Annotated in this window: 11 protein-coding genes; 6 read left to right on the forward strand and 5 right to left on the reverse strand. The window is 55.1% G+C overall.

The window, feature by feature from the left end:
• Positions 1 to 312 precede the first annotated feature (312 nt).
• Positions 313 to 2346 carry a M3 family metallopeptidase gene (locus M3668_RS06165; protein ID WP_251379948.1) on the forward strand — a complete coding sequence of 678 codons (2034 nt, stop codon included), beginning with the start codon at positions 313 to 315 and terminating at the stop codon, positions 2344 to 2346.
• A 126-nt stretch (positions 2347 to 2472) separates the two neighbouring features.
• Here the strand turns inward: M3668_RS06165 and M3668_RS06170 are convergent, their stop codons facing one another.
• The 4 genes from M3668_RS06170 to M3668_RS06185 form a co-directional block, all read right to left on the reverse strand.
• The gene (locus tag M3668_RS06170; protein WP_251379949.1) at positions 2473 to 2769 is read right to left on the reverse strand and encodes a hypothetical protein; all 297 of its coding nucleotides are present in this window, start codon (positions 2767 to 2769) and stop codon (positions 2473 to 2475) included.
• A 4-nt stretch (positions 2770 to 2773) separates the two neighbouring features.
• Positions 2774 to 3730: a hypothetical protein gene (locus tag M3668_RS06175; RefSeq protein WP_251379950.1), complete on the reverse strand. Its 957-nt coding sequence runs from the start codon at positions 3728 to 3730 to the stop codon at positions 2774 to 2776.
• On the reverse strand, positions 3730 to 3927 hold the full coding sequence (locus tag M3668_RS06180) for a hypothetical protein (protein ID WP_251379951.1): 198 nt from the start codon (positions 3925 to 3927) through the stop codon (positions 3730 to 3732). The genes M3668_RS06175 and M3668_RS06180 overlap by 1 nt, the downstream gene beginning before the upstream one ends.
• 160 nt (positions 3928 to 4087) lie before the next feature.
• Complete coding sequence (locus M3668_RS06185) at positions 4088 to 6691, reverse strand: DEAD/DEAH box helicase (RefSeq protein WP_251379952.1); 2604 nt, start codon at positions 6689 to 6691, stop codon at positions 4088 to 4090.
• Positions 6692 to 7207: 516 nt separating this feature from the next.
• Here M3668_RS06185 and M3668_RS06190 point away from each other — a divergent pair.
• The 3 genes from M3668_RS06190 (at position 7208) to M3668_RS06200 (ending at position 12561) form a co-directional block, all read left to right on the forward strand.
• The gene (locus M3668_RS06190) at positions 7208 to 8965 is read left to right on the forward strand and encodes an ABC transporter transmembrane domain-containing protein (RefSeq protein WP_251379953.1); all 1758 of its coding nucleotides are present in this window, start codon (positions 7208 to 7210) and stop codon (positions 8963 to 8965) included.
• Positions 8931 to 10700 (forward strand): ABC transporter ATP-binding protein, encoded by a 1770-nt coding sequence (locus tag M3668_RS06195; RefSeq protein ID WP_251379954.1) that lies wholly within the window; start codon positions 8931 to 8933, stop codon positions 10698 to 10700. The genes M3668_RS06190 and M3668_RS06195 overlap by 35 nt, the downstream gene beginning before the upstream one ends.
• A gap of 151 nt (positions 10701 to 10851) precedes the next feature.
• Positions 10852 to 12561, forward strand: a complete 1710-nt coding sequence (locus tag M3668_RS06200; RefSeq protein ID WP_251379955.1) for a formate--tetrahydrofolate ligase — start codon at positions 10852 to 10854, stop codon at positions 12559 to 12561.
• 70 nt (positions 12562 to 12631) lie between these two features.
• On the opposite strand, the gene M3668_RS06205 is transcribed toward M3668_RS06200, so the two are convergent.
• Positions 12632 to 13330, reverse strand: a complete 699-nt coding sequence (locus M3668_RS06205) for an MBL fold metallo-hydrolase (RefSeq protein WP_251379956.1) — start codon at positions 13328 to 13330, stop codon at positions 12632 to 12634.
• A gap of 154 nt (positions 13331 to 13484) precedes the next feature.
• Between M3668_RS06205 and M3668_RS11020 the strand changes: the two genes are divergently transcribed.
• Both M3668_RS11020 and uvrA read left to right on the forward strand, forming a co-directional pair.
• Positions 13485 to 13616: a hypothetical protein gene (locus M3668_RS11020; RefSeq protein ID WP_285835759.1), complete on the forward strand. Its 132-nt coding sequence runs from the start codon at positions 13485 to 13487 to the stop codon at positions 13614 to 13616.
• Positions 13617 to 13700: 84 nt separating this feature from the next.
• Positions 13701 to 16580, forward strand: coding sequence for an excinuclease ABC subunit UvrA (uvrA, locus tag M3668_RS06210; protein WP_251379957.1), 2880 nt, complete (start codon positions 13701 to 13703; stop codon positions 16578 to 16580).
• The last annotated feature ends 111 nt before the right edge of the window (positions 16581 to 16691 follow it).

Here is a 16691-nt window from a genome sequence, read left to right on the forward strand (position 1 = left end):
CTCCTTTGCATGGGGGCTGTTATGAAATGTTTCGCTTCTACTCTAGTCAACATCCTGACGGTGACCAGCCAATTCGGCGGGGGTCACCCCGGGGTTTCTGAGCTGATTGACTCGGGTTGCATAATAATGGGTGCGCCGAGGAAGCACTGCGCATTCATCAGACGGTCTTTCCCTCTGCTGTGCTGCTGCTGAAGTTAACTCCATGGAGGAAGCCAACTACTGTCTCCAGCTGACTATTATGCAGGTGCAGACTCAAGTTTTTTAGTGACAGATGAGGGTTGCCGGGATGGACTGTGCAGTAACCTGGTGGGTATGACTGAACAGAACCCCCTGCTGGCAGCCTCCACCCTGCCTTACCAGCTCCCTGACTTTGCAAGCATCCGCACGGAGCACTACCTCCCTGCCATTAAAGCCGGGCTGTCTGAAGCTCGGGCGGCTTACACCCGTATTGCCCAGAGCACAGATGAGCCGACTTTCGATAACGTAGTAGCTGTTCTGGAAGGTCCTTCGGACACCCTTTACCGTGCGGTGACCATCTTTTATAACATCACTTCAGCGGATGGTACCGATGAACTGTTGGCACTAGAAGGCACCGTTACCGAGCTTTTGACCGAGCTAGCTAACGAGTTGCATCTTAACCCCGCTGTATTTGCCAAGCTGGACGCCGTCTACGCCCGCCGCCACGAACTGGGGCTGGTAGGGGAGCAGCTTCGCCTCACCGAGAAGTACCACCAGGAATTTGTGCTGGCAGGCGCTGCTCTATCTGAAGAAGACCGGGCTACCCTGGCTGAACTGAACCTCACCATCGCCCGTGCCGAAACCGAGTTCGGCCAGCAGGTCACCAAGGATCTCAACGCCGCTGCAGTGCTGGTGACCGACGAGAAGGATCTAGCTGGGCTCAGCCAGGCCGGGCGAGCCTCCGCACGGGCAGCAGCCAAAGACGCCGGGCATGAAAACGGTTGGTTAATTACCTTTGGTCTACCTACCCAGCAAACTATTCTGTCTCAGTTAGAGAACCGTAGTTTGCGTGAGCGCATCTACAAAGCCAGTACCGAGCGTGGTGATAACACCTGGAGCCTGGCGGCAAAAATTGCTGACCTGCGTGCTCAGAAAGCCGCTCTGCTGGGGTTTGATGCCTTTGCTGCGCTCGCGGTGGCAGACCGTACTGCCCAGACCCCCGATGCCGTGGAGCGTCTGTTTACTCAGACCAGCGCCCCTGCCATGACGAACGCTGACAGGGAGGCGGAGAAAATTGCTGCTGCCGCAACTGCCGACGGTATCGACAAGATTGAACCCTGGGACTGGATGTTCTACAGCGATCGGGTTGAAGCCGCAGAATATGCCGTCGACCTAGCTGCCCTGCAGCCCTACTTCGTGCTAGATCGTGTACTGGAAGACGGCGTCTTCTATGCCGCCCAGCGAGTGTACGGCCTGAGCTTTACCGAGCGCACCGACCTGACCGGCTACCACCCCCAGGTGCGTATCTGGGAGGTCTTTGATGCGGACGGTACGGGCATCGGTCTCTTCCTGGGCGACTTCTTTACCCGTGAGACCAAGCGTGGCGGTGCCTGGATGAACAACCTGGTCGACCAGTCTCATGCTGAGGGCACCAAGCCGGTGGTAGTCAACAACCTCAACATTTTAGCCCCGGCACCTGGGCAGCCAGCTTTCGTTAACTTTGACGAGCTCAGGACCCTTTTCCACGAGTTTGGGCACGCTCTGCACGGTCTTCTCTCAGATACCACCTACCGTTCGATGTCCGGCACCAACGTGGAGCGGGACATCGTGGAGTACCCCAGCCAGGTCAACGAAATGTGGATTCTTCACCCGGAGATTCTGCCCAACTATGCCCTGCACTACCAGACCGGCGAGCCCGTGCCTGCGGAGCTTATTGACAGCGTCAAGAAAGCTGAGCAGTGGGGCGAGGGGCAGGGAACCGTAGAATACCTGCGCGCTGCAGTGCTGGACTGGGCATGGCACACCCTCCCGGCGAGCTCTGCCGGTGAACCCGTGGCTGACCCGCTGGCCTTTGAACAGCAGGCACTGCAGGACGCCGGGCTCTGGCACCCGCTGATCGAATCCCGCTACCGTACCAGCTACCTCAACCACACCTTCTCGGGTGGTTATGCAGCCGGTTATTACTCCTATCTGTGGGCTGAGGTCTTTGATGCGGACACAGTCGCCTGGTACGAAGCCAACGGCGGGCTGACCCGTGAGAACGGTGATGCCTACCGCCGCAACATCCTGGCTATCGGCGGGTCTAAGCCCATCCCCGAAGGGTTCAAGGAGCTAACCGGTAGAGAGGCTGACATCCAGCCGTTGCTCAAGCGCCGCGGCCTGCTCTAGAACCTCAAGCTCTGGCCCCACTGAAAGGTGGGGCCAGGGGTTTTCTATCGCATTCATTAAAATTTCAATATTTTGGTAGAAGAAAAGTCTTTTTATTTATATACTTTTATCAGGAAGTCGTAGAATCTACTTTTTGACCATATTAATTAACGTGGGAGCATATTTCTTTGCGACAATAGCTACGGCAATTGCGAAACCGGTCCCTCCCGTGGCTTTATCTCTGAGGTCATGAGACTTGGCTTTACATGCAAGGCACCTGTTGTATTCTGGTCCTTTATCGGCAATCTCAGATTTACATTTTTTGCAGGCCAGGACGAGGGTGTTGGAGCATTCAGAGCAGAATGAGTCGGTGGATTCGTATATCCTTTTACTTTTGTTAAAACACTTTTCTGCTGAGCAAATTTTTATTCTTTTGTCTTTCATAATGCTATTCCTCTATTTGAGCAATGAATACTGTGGAAGTAAGTGAGTCGCTGGCCTTAAAATTCTCCAGAGCCTCAATGCTTTTAGTTCTTTGGTCCCATACACTGCCATCGAAGTATTTAATTCCAGGATCCAGTTCTGCTAACGGCTTTGCGTTGCCGGCGATCGACTGGCGGAGAAAGGCAGAATACTCTAATAGAACTTCAATGAAGGCTGCCTTCTCGTCGATGAGTAGGTACCCTTTGGCTTTTTCAATGTAAACTTCATGAATATGTGCGAGGTTGGTCTCCACTTTTTTCATACGTTTGGCTATTTCTTTAGAACGGTTCCCAATTTTTGAAGGATAGCTCCCCTCAATGAGCTGTAATATTTCCCGTGTTGTTTCACGTTGAATCTGTGAAGCTGCCAAAGATAGCTGTGACTGTGCATAGGATAAAGTCATCTTTTTACATTGCTCATCAATGATTTTTTCCGATTCAAGAATGAGACATTTCCCTGAATCAAGGAGAGCAACCCTGTCATCATGCAAGCTAGTCGTGATGTTTTTAACTTCGTGCTGAATTTCTTTCAGTACCTCTACGATTTCCTGCATCTGATGTTGAAGTGCCTGCATTTGCAGCTGGGTAAATGCAAGAGCAGGGTCTGAAGCCTTATTTATGATCTCCTTTTTGATGGGTATTTTGCTCCCAAATTTTCCATTTTCGGATATTTGAGCGAATACCTTTCCCTCTTTATTCTTCGTTAATTTAATAACCCCATCGGCAATATCTTTGGCAGTTTCCTCATTTATGTCTAGAACGTACCGTAAAGAGGGTATATGGGTATCTTCGTTGACCTGGGTTACTAATCCACCGATCTTGAAAATAGCATCTATCACGGGAGCGACTTCGTCAGATTTCTCGTTAACTTCTTCATCAAAGGCTGTGGCAAACAGCTCTGTATAACGATCTTCCGTAGCCATCATTTTTTGCCTGATTTGAGTGGAGACGGCCTAGCACTGGCGCGCTCTTTAGCCGCTGCTACAACCTTTGACGCAGCATTCTTAGTCGCTTCCTGAACCTTGGGGTCCTTGGCCAGGCGTCTTACCTCCTTGCGTATTAATTCGCTTGCATAAATTTTTTTCGCAACTTCAATTGCAGCCTGCGTCTTTGTAGCCATATCAGTTCCTTTTCAGCGGTTCAAAGCGTAGCTAAATTCTACTCCTACGGTGAATAGAAATCAGAACATCAAAGAAAAATATATGGGGGCCTTCTACTAGAAGGCACCCATCATCCTTTTGAATCGAGTTTCTATAGTCTTGCGAAATCGATATATTTTATTAGGCGGCCTTCACATCAAGAATGCGTACCACCGGCGAGCCCTCTTCGTCTGAAGCAGCTAGATCAATCTCGGCAGTAATCGCCCAGTCGTGGTCATTATCAGAATCAGCCAGTACCTGGCGGACTTTCCACACACCGGGGTGTTCAGAAACATCGTCATCCAGCTCGAAAAGCTTGGGTGAGCGCGCATCAGCATCGGTGTAGATATCCTCGTGATCGTCGAAGAAGTCATCCATGGCATCGGCCCAACGGTCAGCGTCCCAGCCAGAGCGCTCGCCGTCCAGCTCACCCAGAATCTTCTCGCGTTCGTCGGCAAATAGCTCGACGCGACGGAAGAGGGCGTTGCGCACCATCACTTTGAAAGCACGCGAATTGGCAGTCACCTTGGGAGCTGATTCAGCAACCAGTTCCTCCAGAGAATCCTGCACCGGCATGGCGTCCTCACCGTTTGCCAGGCGTTCCCATTCATCTACCAGGGAGGAGTCGGTCTGACGGATGACCTCACCTAGCCACTCGATAATATCGGTCAGCTCGTCGGTCAGAGCCGAGAGCGGCACCGTCTGGCGCAGTGCCTTGTAGGCGTCCGATAGGTAGCGCAGCAGAATGCCTTCTGAACGCTCTAAGCCGTAGTACTTGATGAAGTCTCCGAAGCCCATGGCGCGCTCGTACATATCACGCACCACACTCTTGGGTTCTAGCTCGAACTCCTTCATGAAAGGCGCACCAGCTGAGTAGGTCTCAAAGGCCTGCTCCAGCAGGTCAGCTAGGGGCTGGGCGTAGGTGATTTTGTCCAGCTCAGCCATGCGTTCGTTGTAGTCCATGCCCTCAGCCTTCATCTCGGCGAGTGCTTCGCTCTTAGCCTTTTTCTCCTGACCAATGAGCACTTGGCGGGGGCGTTCAAGGGTAGCTTCGATAATAGAGACAGCGTCCAGGGCGAAGTCCGGTGATTCTTTATCCAGCAGGGACAGGGATGCCAGCGCGAAGGGGGAGAGCGGCTGGTTGAGGGCGAAGTTCTCCTGCAGGGAGACGGTCAGGCGGACGGTGCGGCCGAACTCATCAGGCTCCGGCAGGCGTTCGACCACGCCACCGTTGAGTAGCTCACGGTAGATACCAATCGCCTTGCGCTTAAGCGCCCGCTGCTTGACCGGCGGCTCGTGGTTGGCGGTGAGGAAGAGCATGACGGTCTTAAAGGGGTCAGCCTCCCGCTGTAGCATGTTGAGCATCATGGAGTGGGTGAGCTGGAAAGAGGAAGTAAGCGGCTCGGGTTCAGCTTCAACCAGCTGCTCAAAGGTTTTCTCACTCCACGCCACAAAGCCCTGGGGCGGCTTCTTCTTTTTGCCGCGTAGGGACTGAGCCATTTTCTTCTCGTCGCCATCAAACTTGGCACGTGCCTTAGCTTCAAGCTTGTCGTTTTCGATCTCGTGCTCGGGTGCCTGCACCACCACATAACCGGCGGTGTCAAAGCCAGCTCGGCCTGCGCGTCCTGCGATCTGGTGGAATTCACGGGATTTGAGGCGGCGGGTGCGCTGGCCGTCAAACTTAGAGAGGGCAGTGATCAGCACGGTGCGGATGGGGACGTTGATACCCACGCCCAGGGTGTCAGTACCACAAATGACCTTGAGCAGACCCGCCTGCGCCAGCTGCTCTACCAGTCGGCGGTACTTGGGCAACATGCCGGCGTGGTGAATGCCGATGCCGTTCTTGATGTACTTCTGCAAGGTCTTGCCGAAACCCGCCGAGAAGCGAAAACCAGCGGTGAGCTCGTTGATGCGTTCTTTATCATCCTTGGACGCAATCGGCAAGCTCATCAGGGAGGCCGCAGTGTCAATGGCCTGCACCTGAGAGAAGTGAACAATATAGACCGGGGCTTGGTGGGTGCTGACCAGCTCATTGACGGTCTCGACCAGCGGTTCGCGGCTGTAGGCGTAGTTCAGCGGGATGGGGCGGGTCTCACTGGTGACCAGCACTGACTCCCTGCCCGTCAGCTCGGTCATTTCCCTCTCAAAGCGCAGGGTATCGCCCAGGGTGGCGCTCATGAGCAAAAACTGTGCCTGGGGCAGATCCAGCAGGGGAGCCTGCCAAGCCCATCCGCGCTGAGGGTCAGAGTAGAAATGGAACTCGTCCATGATCACTTGGGTGAGGTCTGCGCCCTCGCCCTCGCGCAGGACGATATTGGCAAGGATCTCTGCGGTGCAGCAGATAATGGGGGCGTGGGCGTTGATGGACGAATCACCGGTCACCATACCCACGTTCTCAGCCCCAAAGATTTCGCAAAGATCAAAGAACTTCTCAGACACCAGCGCCTTAATGGGCGCGGTGTAGTAGGAGCGCTGGCCGGCAGCCAGACCGATAAAGTGCGCCGCCACCGCAACCGTCGACTTTCCGGAACCGGTAGGGGTCGCCAGAATGACATTGTTGCCGTTAGCTAGCTCAAGAACCGCCTCGTCCTGGGCAGGGTAGAGCTCCATACCGCGGGCTGCAATCCAGCCCAAAAACGCTTCGTAGGCTTCATCGCCGGTCAGCGGGTTAGATGCAAAATCCCCACGGAAGTACTTATTCTGGGGATCGGCAAGGGAAGGGGAGAGATGTTCAAGGATCTTCATGATGCTTCCCATTCTAGTGCGTCACCTTGCGCTTAGGGCATTGTTTGATGAGGCTGGCTTCGTTGGGGGAGGAAACGCGGGGTGCGCCCGTGCCAGGAGGGTGAAGTTCAGTAGGCTAGAAGCTCACCCGGTGCCGGGAGTTCCTTACGTTGCCTTCCTTGGCATATGCGCTCAAGAAATTCAGTGTGACCCTTGTCAAACCCTGAGATGTATCTGTACTGTAGCTGTAGACACAACCGCACACTAAATCTTGAAAGGGGGAGAAAACCATGAATACAAAATGTGGAACCATGAACATCTCCCCGCGGGTTTCCCCAGTTAGAACTGGTTAAGCTAGTTGTTAGTGCTGTGACCTACCGGGTGAGCGAAGTTCTTCACCGGTAGGTTTTTTCATGCCCTGACCCGTACATCCTTCGAAGAGATGAGGGTTGGTGCGGCAGGGACCTATCTCTGATGGGAGCTTCACCGTCAACACCGTACAATGACGCTTGATACCAGAGATTTTAGGATGCAACCGTGGCAGAGATAGCAGAAGACCAAGACCCTCAACAAAAATTCCGATTGGCCCCACCGGGGTGGCGTTGGCGACCCGTCCACTTTTTACCCTTTGTCTTAGACCTGATTTCATCATTGATGCTGGTTTATCTACCAGTTTTGGTGGGCCGTATTATTGACCTGCATTTGGCTGGGGATACAGAGCGGGCCTGGCAACTCATGTGGTGGATGGTTGCTATCATCCTGTACTTTGCCTTCAATGAGCGGGCTGCCTGGGGCATTACATTCCGTGTGGTGGCACGATTGGAACGGGATTGGAAGCTCTACATTGGTCAGCTGATGCGTCAATCCACTCAGCGTGACACCGGTGCGTTGATTGCAATTTTAAATAAGGATTCTCGGAGCCTGTCCATGCTCTGGCACCCCATGCTTCTAGCGTCATCCTCCCTGGGCGTCACTGTTTTTGGCACCTACCAGCTCTGGCGTATTAGCCCGGCTGTTGCGCTTGTTTCTCTGGTGGGTTTGCTCTTGACTCTGGGCATCTTGACCTGGATTTCTAAGGTGCTTGAGAAACACTCGGACGCCTTCCGTGAGACGGTCGGTAAGAGCACCTCAAAAGCTAGCGACATCGCCTCATCTATCCGTACCATTCTGGGCCTGGGGGCGCAGAACCGCATGATGGGCCGATACCGGAACACAGCGCAGGAAGTTTATACAGCTCAGCTCAAACTTGAGAGCGTGCAAACCTGGTCCTTTGCCGCTCGTAACTTCCTGGTGGGCACCGTGACCATGCTGGCAATCGCTTTTGCCCTGCGCGGTGTACTGCAGGACGGTATATGGATGACTGATATTCCCGCCGGGCAGTTGGTCACTATCGTTGGGTTGGTCAACACGCTGACGGGCCCCATCTGGTCAGTTGAGATGCTATTGTTTTCCTGGCGTAATGCCCGGGTGGCTCTTAAACGCGTACACCGACTAGAAGCTGACGTCGAAAGCGCGGCCCAAGATGACGAGAATGAGGTCCATGCTCGAAGCGAGGGTGCGTACATTGATATTCCTAAGACCGACACCGTTGTTCACTACATCAACCCTCGTGACCATCAGCTGACAGCCCAGGACTACGCCGAAGCACTCACTGCCTCCCTGCGCGAACGTGAAGCCCACATGAGTAACACCACCCCGCGCCGCGTCCTGCTCTCAGAACCCAACCCTATGATCTTTGCAGGAACCCTGCGCGATCACCTGCAATTGGGCACAGCGGGGCTAGACGATGAGCTGATGGTTGAACTTCTGAAAATCACTGACTCTGAAGAAATTGCTTTCCGACTAGGCGGCAGAGAACCTCAGGCTTACTTACAAGCAGAGATTAGCTCTGAAGGCACCAACCTATCAGGTGGCCAACGTCAGCGCTTGGCGCTGGCAAGGGCTCTCGCTCAACAGGCTGAGATTTTGGTCCTCACTGAGCCGTTGAACTCGGTGGATGAACCCAGCCAGAAGTTTATTCTCGATTGGCTGGAAACAAGGGCGGGCAGGGGAGCTCTCAGCCAGTTCCAGCAAATTTACATTGTCAGTACCACGATGGAAGCTGAGCGGCGTATCGCTGCCGGTCATCGCCAGCCTGCTTACATTAGAGTCCAGGAGGTGCAGGAGGCTATTACGGTCTCCATCCAGAAGGTTGAATTCATTCAGGTCAAAGACCCGCAGAGCGTGGGGCTGACCGTACAGGCTAAGGACGGTGATTACCGTGGCTCAACTCCTACCGGTAACCCCCACAGGTAAAACTTGGGCGCTGCTATGGCGTTCTGTCAAAAAGACCCCCTGGCAGTTCGCCCTGCTCATCATGCTGTTTGTGGCTAGCTCTCTGATCTCCTTGGTCATGCCATTGACGGTAGGCCTCCTCATTGACAGGGCTTCGACCGGTCAGCTCACCGGTTTTCCCTGGGGTTTCCTGGGTGCTATTGCTGCAGCGACTATAGGTGGAGCTCTGCTGACCCGGGCTTGGACTTTTCAGGGCCAGAGGTTGGGTGTGCGTCTGAACCGGGACCTAGGTATCGATCTGGTGGACGCCTCCCTTAGCCTGGATGCGCAAACGGTGGAGGATGCGGGTTCTGGCGACCTGCTTTCGCGTCTTACCGACGACATCGACTCGGTGAGGCAGGTACTGGCTCAGGGTCTACCTGAGTTTGGGTTCATTGTGGTGATGATGCTGGTAACCATTGGTTCCATCTTCACAGTCAACCCCTACATTGGTCTGGTCACTGTGCCCATGGTAGTGGTCATGACCGTAATGCTCTCCATTTTTCTCCCCAGAATCGGGGCACGCATCAAACAAAAAACTGAGGCTGTCTCTGCTTTCACCGTAGCGTCCACCGAGAACATCCGCGGTGCCTCCACCATTGAGGAGCTGGGCGTTCAGCAGGCACGTCTGAGGGTGCAACAAGACCGGGCCGAGGATGTTTACCAAATCGCTGACCGGTTGGTTGTGATTCGCTCAACCTACTGGGCGTTGGACGGTTTCAACTCTTACCTGCCGCTGGTACTTTCCATCATGTGGGGCGCTGTCTGCGTTCAAAACGGTTGGGCAACCTGGGGGGACGCCGCCACGGCTTCAATCCTGCTCTTCAACATGCGGATCAACGCCGATATCTTCACCTATTGGTTAGATAAGCTGCGGGAAATGTCAGTCACCATGGGCCGCGTCTTCGGCGTGATTGACCTAGCTGAACATCAGGCTCAAGGGCGCGCAACCCGCGCTGATGAGGCCTCCACTCAATCAGCAGCAGTTGCGGCGCTCGCAGAGGCAGCTCCCAGCTCCAGTCAAAATAGCGTGGTGAGCTTGCGCGATGTTACCTACGGTTATTCGGCGCAGAACCCGGTGATTCGTTCCATTAGTTTGGAACTGCTTCCCGGTGAAACAGTTGCTCTAGTGGGGCGCTCCGGGTCAGGTAAAACCACCCTGGCGCGACTTATCGCTGGTTCACTAACTGCTGACCGGGGGAGCGTCCTGGTTCAAGGCCAACCGGTGGGCAATGGGCTCTACCCCACCCAGGTGGACCAAGCCGGGCGTCCTGCCCTGCTGATCTGCACCCAGGAAGCCCACCTCTTTCTGGGTACAGTCTCAGAGAACATGCTGGTAGCAGCGCCGGCAGCCAGCCACCAGCAGCAGCTAGATGCCCTGGAAGCTGTGGGAGCTGATTGGGTTGCTCATTTGCCCAACGGCCTGGAAACAGAAATAGGTGGTAGCGCCCACGAGCTGACACGGGATCAGATCCAGCAACTTGCACTGGCGCGTATCGTAGCGGCCAACCCGCACGCCGTCATCCTGGACGAATCCACCACCCAGCTTGATCTGGCGGACGCCCGTGAATCATTGAGGGCTGTCATGCAGGGCAGGGCGGTCATTATCATTTCGCATGATGCCCGCATCGCCTCCCTTGCTGACCGGGCCGTACTCCTAGAGGAGGGCGAGCTGGTGGCTGAGGGCAGCCCGGCTGAAATCTTTGCCCGAGCCTAATCGGCGGCGTCCTGCCCACAGTCATGGGTAGGGCGCCGCAGGGCCAGTTTTCAACACAGCCGTCAAACGCCTTAACCAATGCCGTAAAGATGAGCTGGCACACTAAACTTGGGGGTGGCAAACCCAGCACGTTAACAAGGAAGTTCACACCATGAGCAAGCCCTTCCCCTCAGACCTCGAAATTGCGCAGGCCGCGCCCATGCAGCCGATTACAGAGATTGCAGCTTCAACTGGCATCGGCGAAGAGCGCTTAGAACCTTACGGCAAGTATGTTGCCAAAGTTCTTCTGGACGAAACAACCACCGCTGAGAACGCTCTGAAGAAGGGCTCCAAGTACATTGTGGTCACTGCTGTGACCCCCACACCTCTGGGCGAAGGAAAGACCGCTACTTCGGTTTCCCTGGCTCAGGGTATGGCTCATATTGGCAAGAAGGCAACGCTGACCCTGCGTGAACCGGCTCTCGGCCCGGTCTTTGGTGTCAAGGGCGGCGCATCGGGCGGTGGCTACTCGCAGATTGTCCCCATGGAGAAGCTGAACCTGCACCTAACCGGTGACTTTCACGCCATCACCAGCGCGCACAACCTACTTTCAGCCATGATTGATAACCATCTGCACCACGGCAATAAGCTCAACATTGACGTCCGGAATATCTCCTGGCGCCGCGTGATGGACATGAATGACCGCTCCCTGCGCAACATCATCGTGGGTCTGGGCGAACGCATGGACGGCGTGCCCCGCGAGACCGGCTTCGATATCACCCCTGCCTCCGAAGTTATGGTTATTGTCTCTCTAGCTTCTAGCTTTACCGACCTGCGTGAGCGTCTAGCCCGCATCGTGATCGGCTACACCATAGATGGTGAGCCTGTCACTGCTCAGAATCTCAAGGCTGACGGCGCCATGGCAGCCCTTTTGCAGGATGCCTTCAACCCTAACCTCCTGCAAACCTTGGAGCACACCCCGGCACTGATTCACGCCGGTCCCTTCGGCAACATCGCCACCGGTAACTCCTCGGTAGTCGCTGACTATGTGGGACTAGAACACTCCGATTACGTGATTACCGAAGCCGGCTTCGGCGCCGACATGGGTGCTGAACGTTTCTTCAACGTCAAGTGCCGCACCTCAGGTCTCAAGCCCAACGCCGCCGTCCTGGTGGTCACTGTGCGCTCACTCAAGTCCCACTCGGGTCTCTACAAAATCGTTCCCGGCAAGCCCCTGCCCGAAGGAATGTTGCAGGAGTCACCCGCTGACGTTAAGGCCGGCGCCGCAAACCTGGTTAAGCACATTGAGATTGTTCGGAGCTTTGGTGTTCAGCCGGTTGTTGCTATCAATGCCTTCCCCAGCGACTTTGACTCCGAGCACGAGGCAATCCGCACGATTGCTGAAGAAGCTGGCGCTCGCGTGGCCATCCACCGCGGTGTGGCTGAGGGTGGTGCTGGCGTAACTGAGCTGGCTAAGGCTGTTGTTGCTGCCTGTGATGATGTTAGCGATCTGGTCTACACCTATGAGGACTCTGACTCACTGTCAACCAAGATTGAGAAGGTTGCAAAAAGAGTCTACGGTGCTGATGGTATCGAGGTTGCCCCCGCTGCTGCTCAGCAGCTGGCTAAGTTTGAGGCGCTGGGCTTCGGCCACCTGCCGGTGGTTATCGCTAAGACCCACCTGTCCATTTCATCAGATGCTTCCCTCAAGGGTGCTCCCACCGGCTGGACGCTACCGGTTCGTGAAGTGCGTCTGGCTGCTGGAGCTGGCTATGTGTACGCTATCTGCGGCACGATGCGCACCATGCCCGGTTTGGGCGCTTCGCCGTCTGCTGAGCGCATCGGCTTTGATGAGGACGGCCAGCTGGTAGGTCTCTTCTAAGCCGCTTTCTAACCTAAAGTTATAGCAAAAAGGACGCCGGGAGTAAGCCCCGGCGTCCTTTCTACCTGTACTACCAGCCTCTAGCTTCCCACTCGTCAAGGTTGCCGCGGTCAGCACCCAGGGTGGTGTGCTGACCGTGACCGGGAAGTACCACGGTGTTGTCGTCGAATACGCTGAAGATTCTCTCGCGCACATCATTCAGCAGCTGCTTGAAATCAGCAGGGGTGTCGGTCTTACCCACACCGCCGGGGAAGAGGGAATCGCCGGTTAAAAGGAGCACCGGGGTGCCGTCATCCTCAGGCTCCTGGTAGACCAGGGCGATGGAGCCGGGAGTATGGCCGCGCAGGCTAATAACCTCAAGGGTGATGTCGCCAAAAGTGAGGGTTTCACCGCCCTGTAAGAGGTGCGCGACCTGTACATCTTCTTGCTCAAGGATGGAAGGAGCGTCAGCTGCACCGCAGTAGGTTGCGGGGGAGTAGGTTGCAACCGCGGTGGGGAGTGCCCGTATATGGTCCCAGTGCGAATGGGTCGTGATGAGTGCTTCTATACGAGGGTCGCCCTGCTCGCGGAGCGCGCCTGCACCGTCCTCACCGGCTGCAGCCAGCACGAAGGTGTTGATGCGCTCAAACTCGTCAGCAGCATCGATTAATACCTGTCTGCCATCACTCTTAGCGGTAATGAGATAGACGTTGTTCTCCATCTCCGAGACCGCGAGTGAACGAACGGAAACGGTGGCAGAGTCAAAAATTAGTTTTCCAGCTTCAGTCATACTCCCATGGTAGATTCCAAGAGCTACAAAGAATAGAGCGAAAGCCTAGCAATCTCTCACAGAGATTAAAAGAAACCCAGGTGTCCCCACGGGGCAAACCTACAATGGACCTATGCCTTCTAATCCGGTCGGTGCCCCTTTACCATAGAGCGGCGTGCCCACCGTTTTACCCGGTGCCGGAAATTTTCTCGCTTGGACGGTGGGCGATGTGCTGATGCCGATGCCATCCTCCACTATGGGCTTGCAGGCCATCACCCTCGCTGAGGATTTTATGCCACCAGCCTAAGACTGACCGGTGCCCAACGTGCAGACACAGGGTACACCTGGGGTATAGAATATATATTCGAAACCCGCAGACGATAGGTGAACTATGGCAGGCTCAGCCCCACAAAAGACTAAGCAGGATCTCTCACACATCCGCGTTCAAGGCGCCCGTGAGAACAACCTTAAGAACGTGAACCTGGATATCCCGCGCGACGCCATGGTCGTCTTCACCGGGCTCTCTGGTTCAGGTAAGTCCTCCTTGGCTTTTGACACCATTTTCGCCGAGGGTCAGCGCCGCTACGTAGAGTCACTGTCCTCCTACGCCCGTATGTTCCTGGGCCAGGTGGATAAGCCCGATGTTGATTTCATTGAGGGCCTGTCACCGGCTGTTTCGATCGACCAGAAATCGACCTCCAAGAACCCGCGCTCTACCGTGGGTACCATCACCGAAATCTACGACTACATGCGCCTGCTCTGGGCGCGCGTGGGGCACCCACACTGCCCTGTCTGCGGTGAGGAAATCTCTAAGCAATCCCCCCAGCAAATCGTGGACATCCTCATGGGCTACCCCGAAAAGACCAAACTTCAGGTACTGGCGCCGGTAGTGTCAGCCCGAAAAGGGGAGTTCGTTGACCTTTTCAAAGAGCTGAGTAATCAGGGCTATTCCCGCGCCAGGGTTGATGGGGAGACCATCCAGCTGCAAGACGCCCCTAAGCTCGAAAAGCAGTACAAGCACACCATTGAAGTGGTTGTTGATCGTATTGCCATCAAAGAAAGCGTGCATCAGCGTCTCACCGACTCAGTAGAGACAGCCCTCGGCCTGGCTGATGGTAAAGTCCTGATTGATTTTGTGGATGTCGACCCAGCAGCAGCTGACCGAACCCGCAGCTTTAGTGAAAACCTGGCTTGCCCTCAAGGGCATGCACTGCAGGTGACCGAGATTGAACCTCGTGCCTTCTCCTTCAACTCTCCCTTCGGAGCCTGCTCAGCTTGTGACGGTATTGGGTCTAAGCTCCAAGTGGATGAAGACCTTATCATCCCCAACCCGGACCTCTCACTTGCTGAAGGCGCTATCACCCCCTGGTCCCAGGGTAAGTCAACCAGTGAATACTGGCTGCGGCTACTAGCAGGTCTAGGCGACGAACTGGGCTTTGAGCTCACCACCCCCTGGAAGAACCTTCCCGCCAAAATCAAAAAAGCAATCCTGCACGGTAAGGACTACAAAGTCACCGTTGCCTACAAAAACCGTTTTGGTCGTGAGCGCCGCTACACGTCGGGCTTCGAAGGAGTCTACGGCTATATCAAGCGTAAGCACGAAGAGACCGAATCTGACTGGTCTAAAGACCGTTATGAGCAGTACATGCGCAACGTGGCGTGCGAAGCCTGTAACGGAGCGCGTCTTAACCCCACCATTCTGGCAGTCAAGGTTGGAGGTCACTCGATCGCCGATGTCACCGAGATGCCTATGCGTGATGCCCTCTCTTTTGTGCGCTCGCTGTCCCTCAGCGCTCGCGAAGCGCAAATCGCTGAGCTAGTGCTCAAAGAGATTGACGCCCGCCTACAGTTCCTGCTGGATGTAGGCCTGGACTACCTCAACCTGGCGCGCTCTGCTGGCACCCTCTCCGGCGGTGAAGCACAGCGTATCCGCCTGGCTACGCAGATTGGATCGGGTTTGGTAGGCGTCCTCTACGTGCTCGACGAGCCTTCAATTGGTCTGCATCAGCGTGATAACCGCAGACTCATCGAAACCCTCACTAAGCTACGCGACATGGGCAACACCCTGATTGTGGTGGAGCACGATGAGGACACCATGAAAGAGGCAGACTGGATCGTGGACGTTGGCCCCGGCGCCGGTGAACACGGCGGCGATATCGTGCATTCTGGCACCTATACCGAGCTGCTGGCCAACAAGAGATCCATCACCGGTGACTACATGGCGGGGCGAAAGAGCATCGAGGTGCCGACACAACGTCGCCCCATCGATAAAAAACGCACCATCAAAGTGGTGGGTGCCCGCGAAAATAACCTCAAAAACGTTGATGTTCAGTTCCCCCTGGGCGTCCTTACCGCGGTGACCGGTGTTTCAGGTTCAGGCAAATCAACCCTGGTCAACGACATCCTCTATACTTCTCTTGCTAACAAGCTCAACGGGGCTAAGCAGGTTCCCGGGCGCCACAAGACCATTACAGGCCTTGATCAGTTGGACAAGATTATTCACGTGGATCAGTCACCCATTGGGCGCACTCCACGTTCCAATCCGGCTACCTACACCGGCGTCTTTGACCATATTCGCAAGCTCTTTGCTGAGACCAACGAAGCTAAAATGCGCGGCTACCAGCCCGGAAGGTTTAGCTTCAACGTGAAGGGCGGTCGCTGCGAGGAATGTTCCGGTGACGGCACTCTCAAGATTGAGATGAACTTCTTGCCCGATGTTTATGTTCCCTGTGAGGTTTGTAAGGGCAAACGCTATAACCGCGAGACTCTAGAAGTGCACTATAAAGGTAAGACTATTTCGGATGTCTTAGAAATGCCCATTGCTGAAGCGGCAGATTTTTTTGCAGCCTTCACTAAGATTGCTCGCTACCTGGACACTCTGGTAGACGTGGGCTTGGGGTATGTTCGTCTGGGGCAGTCAGCAACTACCCTCTCGGGCGGCGAGGCCCAGCGCGTCAAGCTAGCTACCGAGCTGCAGAAACGGTCCAATGGCAGGTCAGTCTATGTGCTGGATGAACCGACAACCGGTCTTCACTTTGAGGATATCCGCAAACTGCTGGTGGTCTTGCAGAGTCTGGTTGATAAGGGCAACACGGTCATCACCATTGAGCACAACCTGGATGTTATCAAGAGTGCCGACTGGCTGATTGATATGGGGCCTGAAGGTGGTGACGGCGGCGGTACAGTCATTGCCACCGGCACACCAGAGGAGGTCGCTCGGGTGGATGGCTCTCACACAGGGCGTTTTTTAGCGGAAATGCTCACCTCGTGATACTCAGTGCTACCTAGCCCCTTTTCGCCATGAATTTCGCGAAAACGGGGGTATGCTAAACAGGTAGACCGGGTAGCCACCCGGCTAGTTATCGTCGGCAGTAGGTCACGC

The organism is Rothia sp. P100 (assembly GCF_023712425.1).
Classification (GTDB): domain Bacteria; phylum Actinomycetota; class Actinomycetes; order Actinomycetales; family Micrococcaceae; genus Rothia; species Rothia endophytica.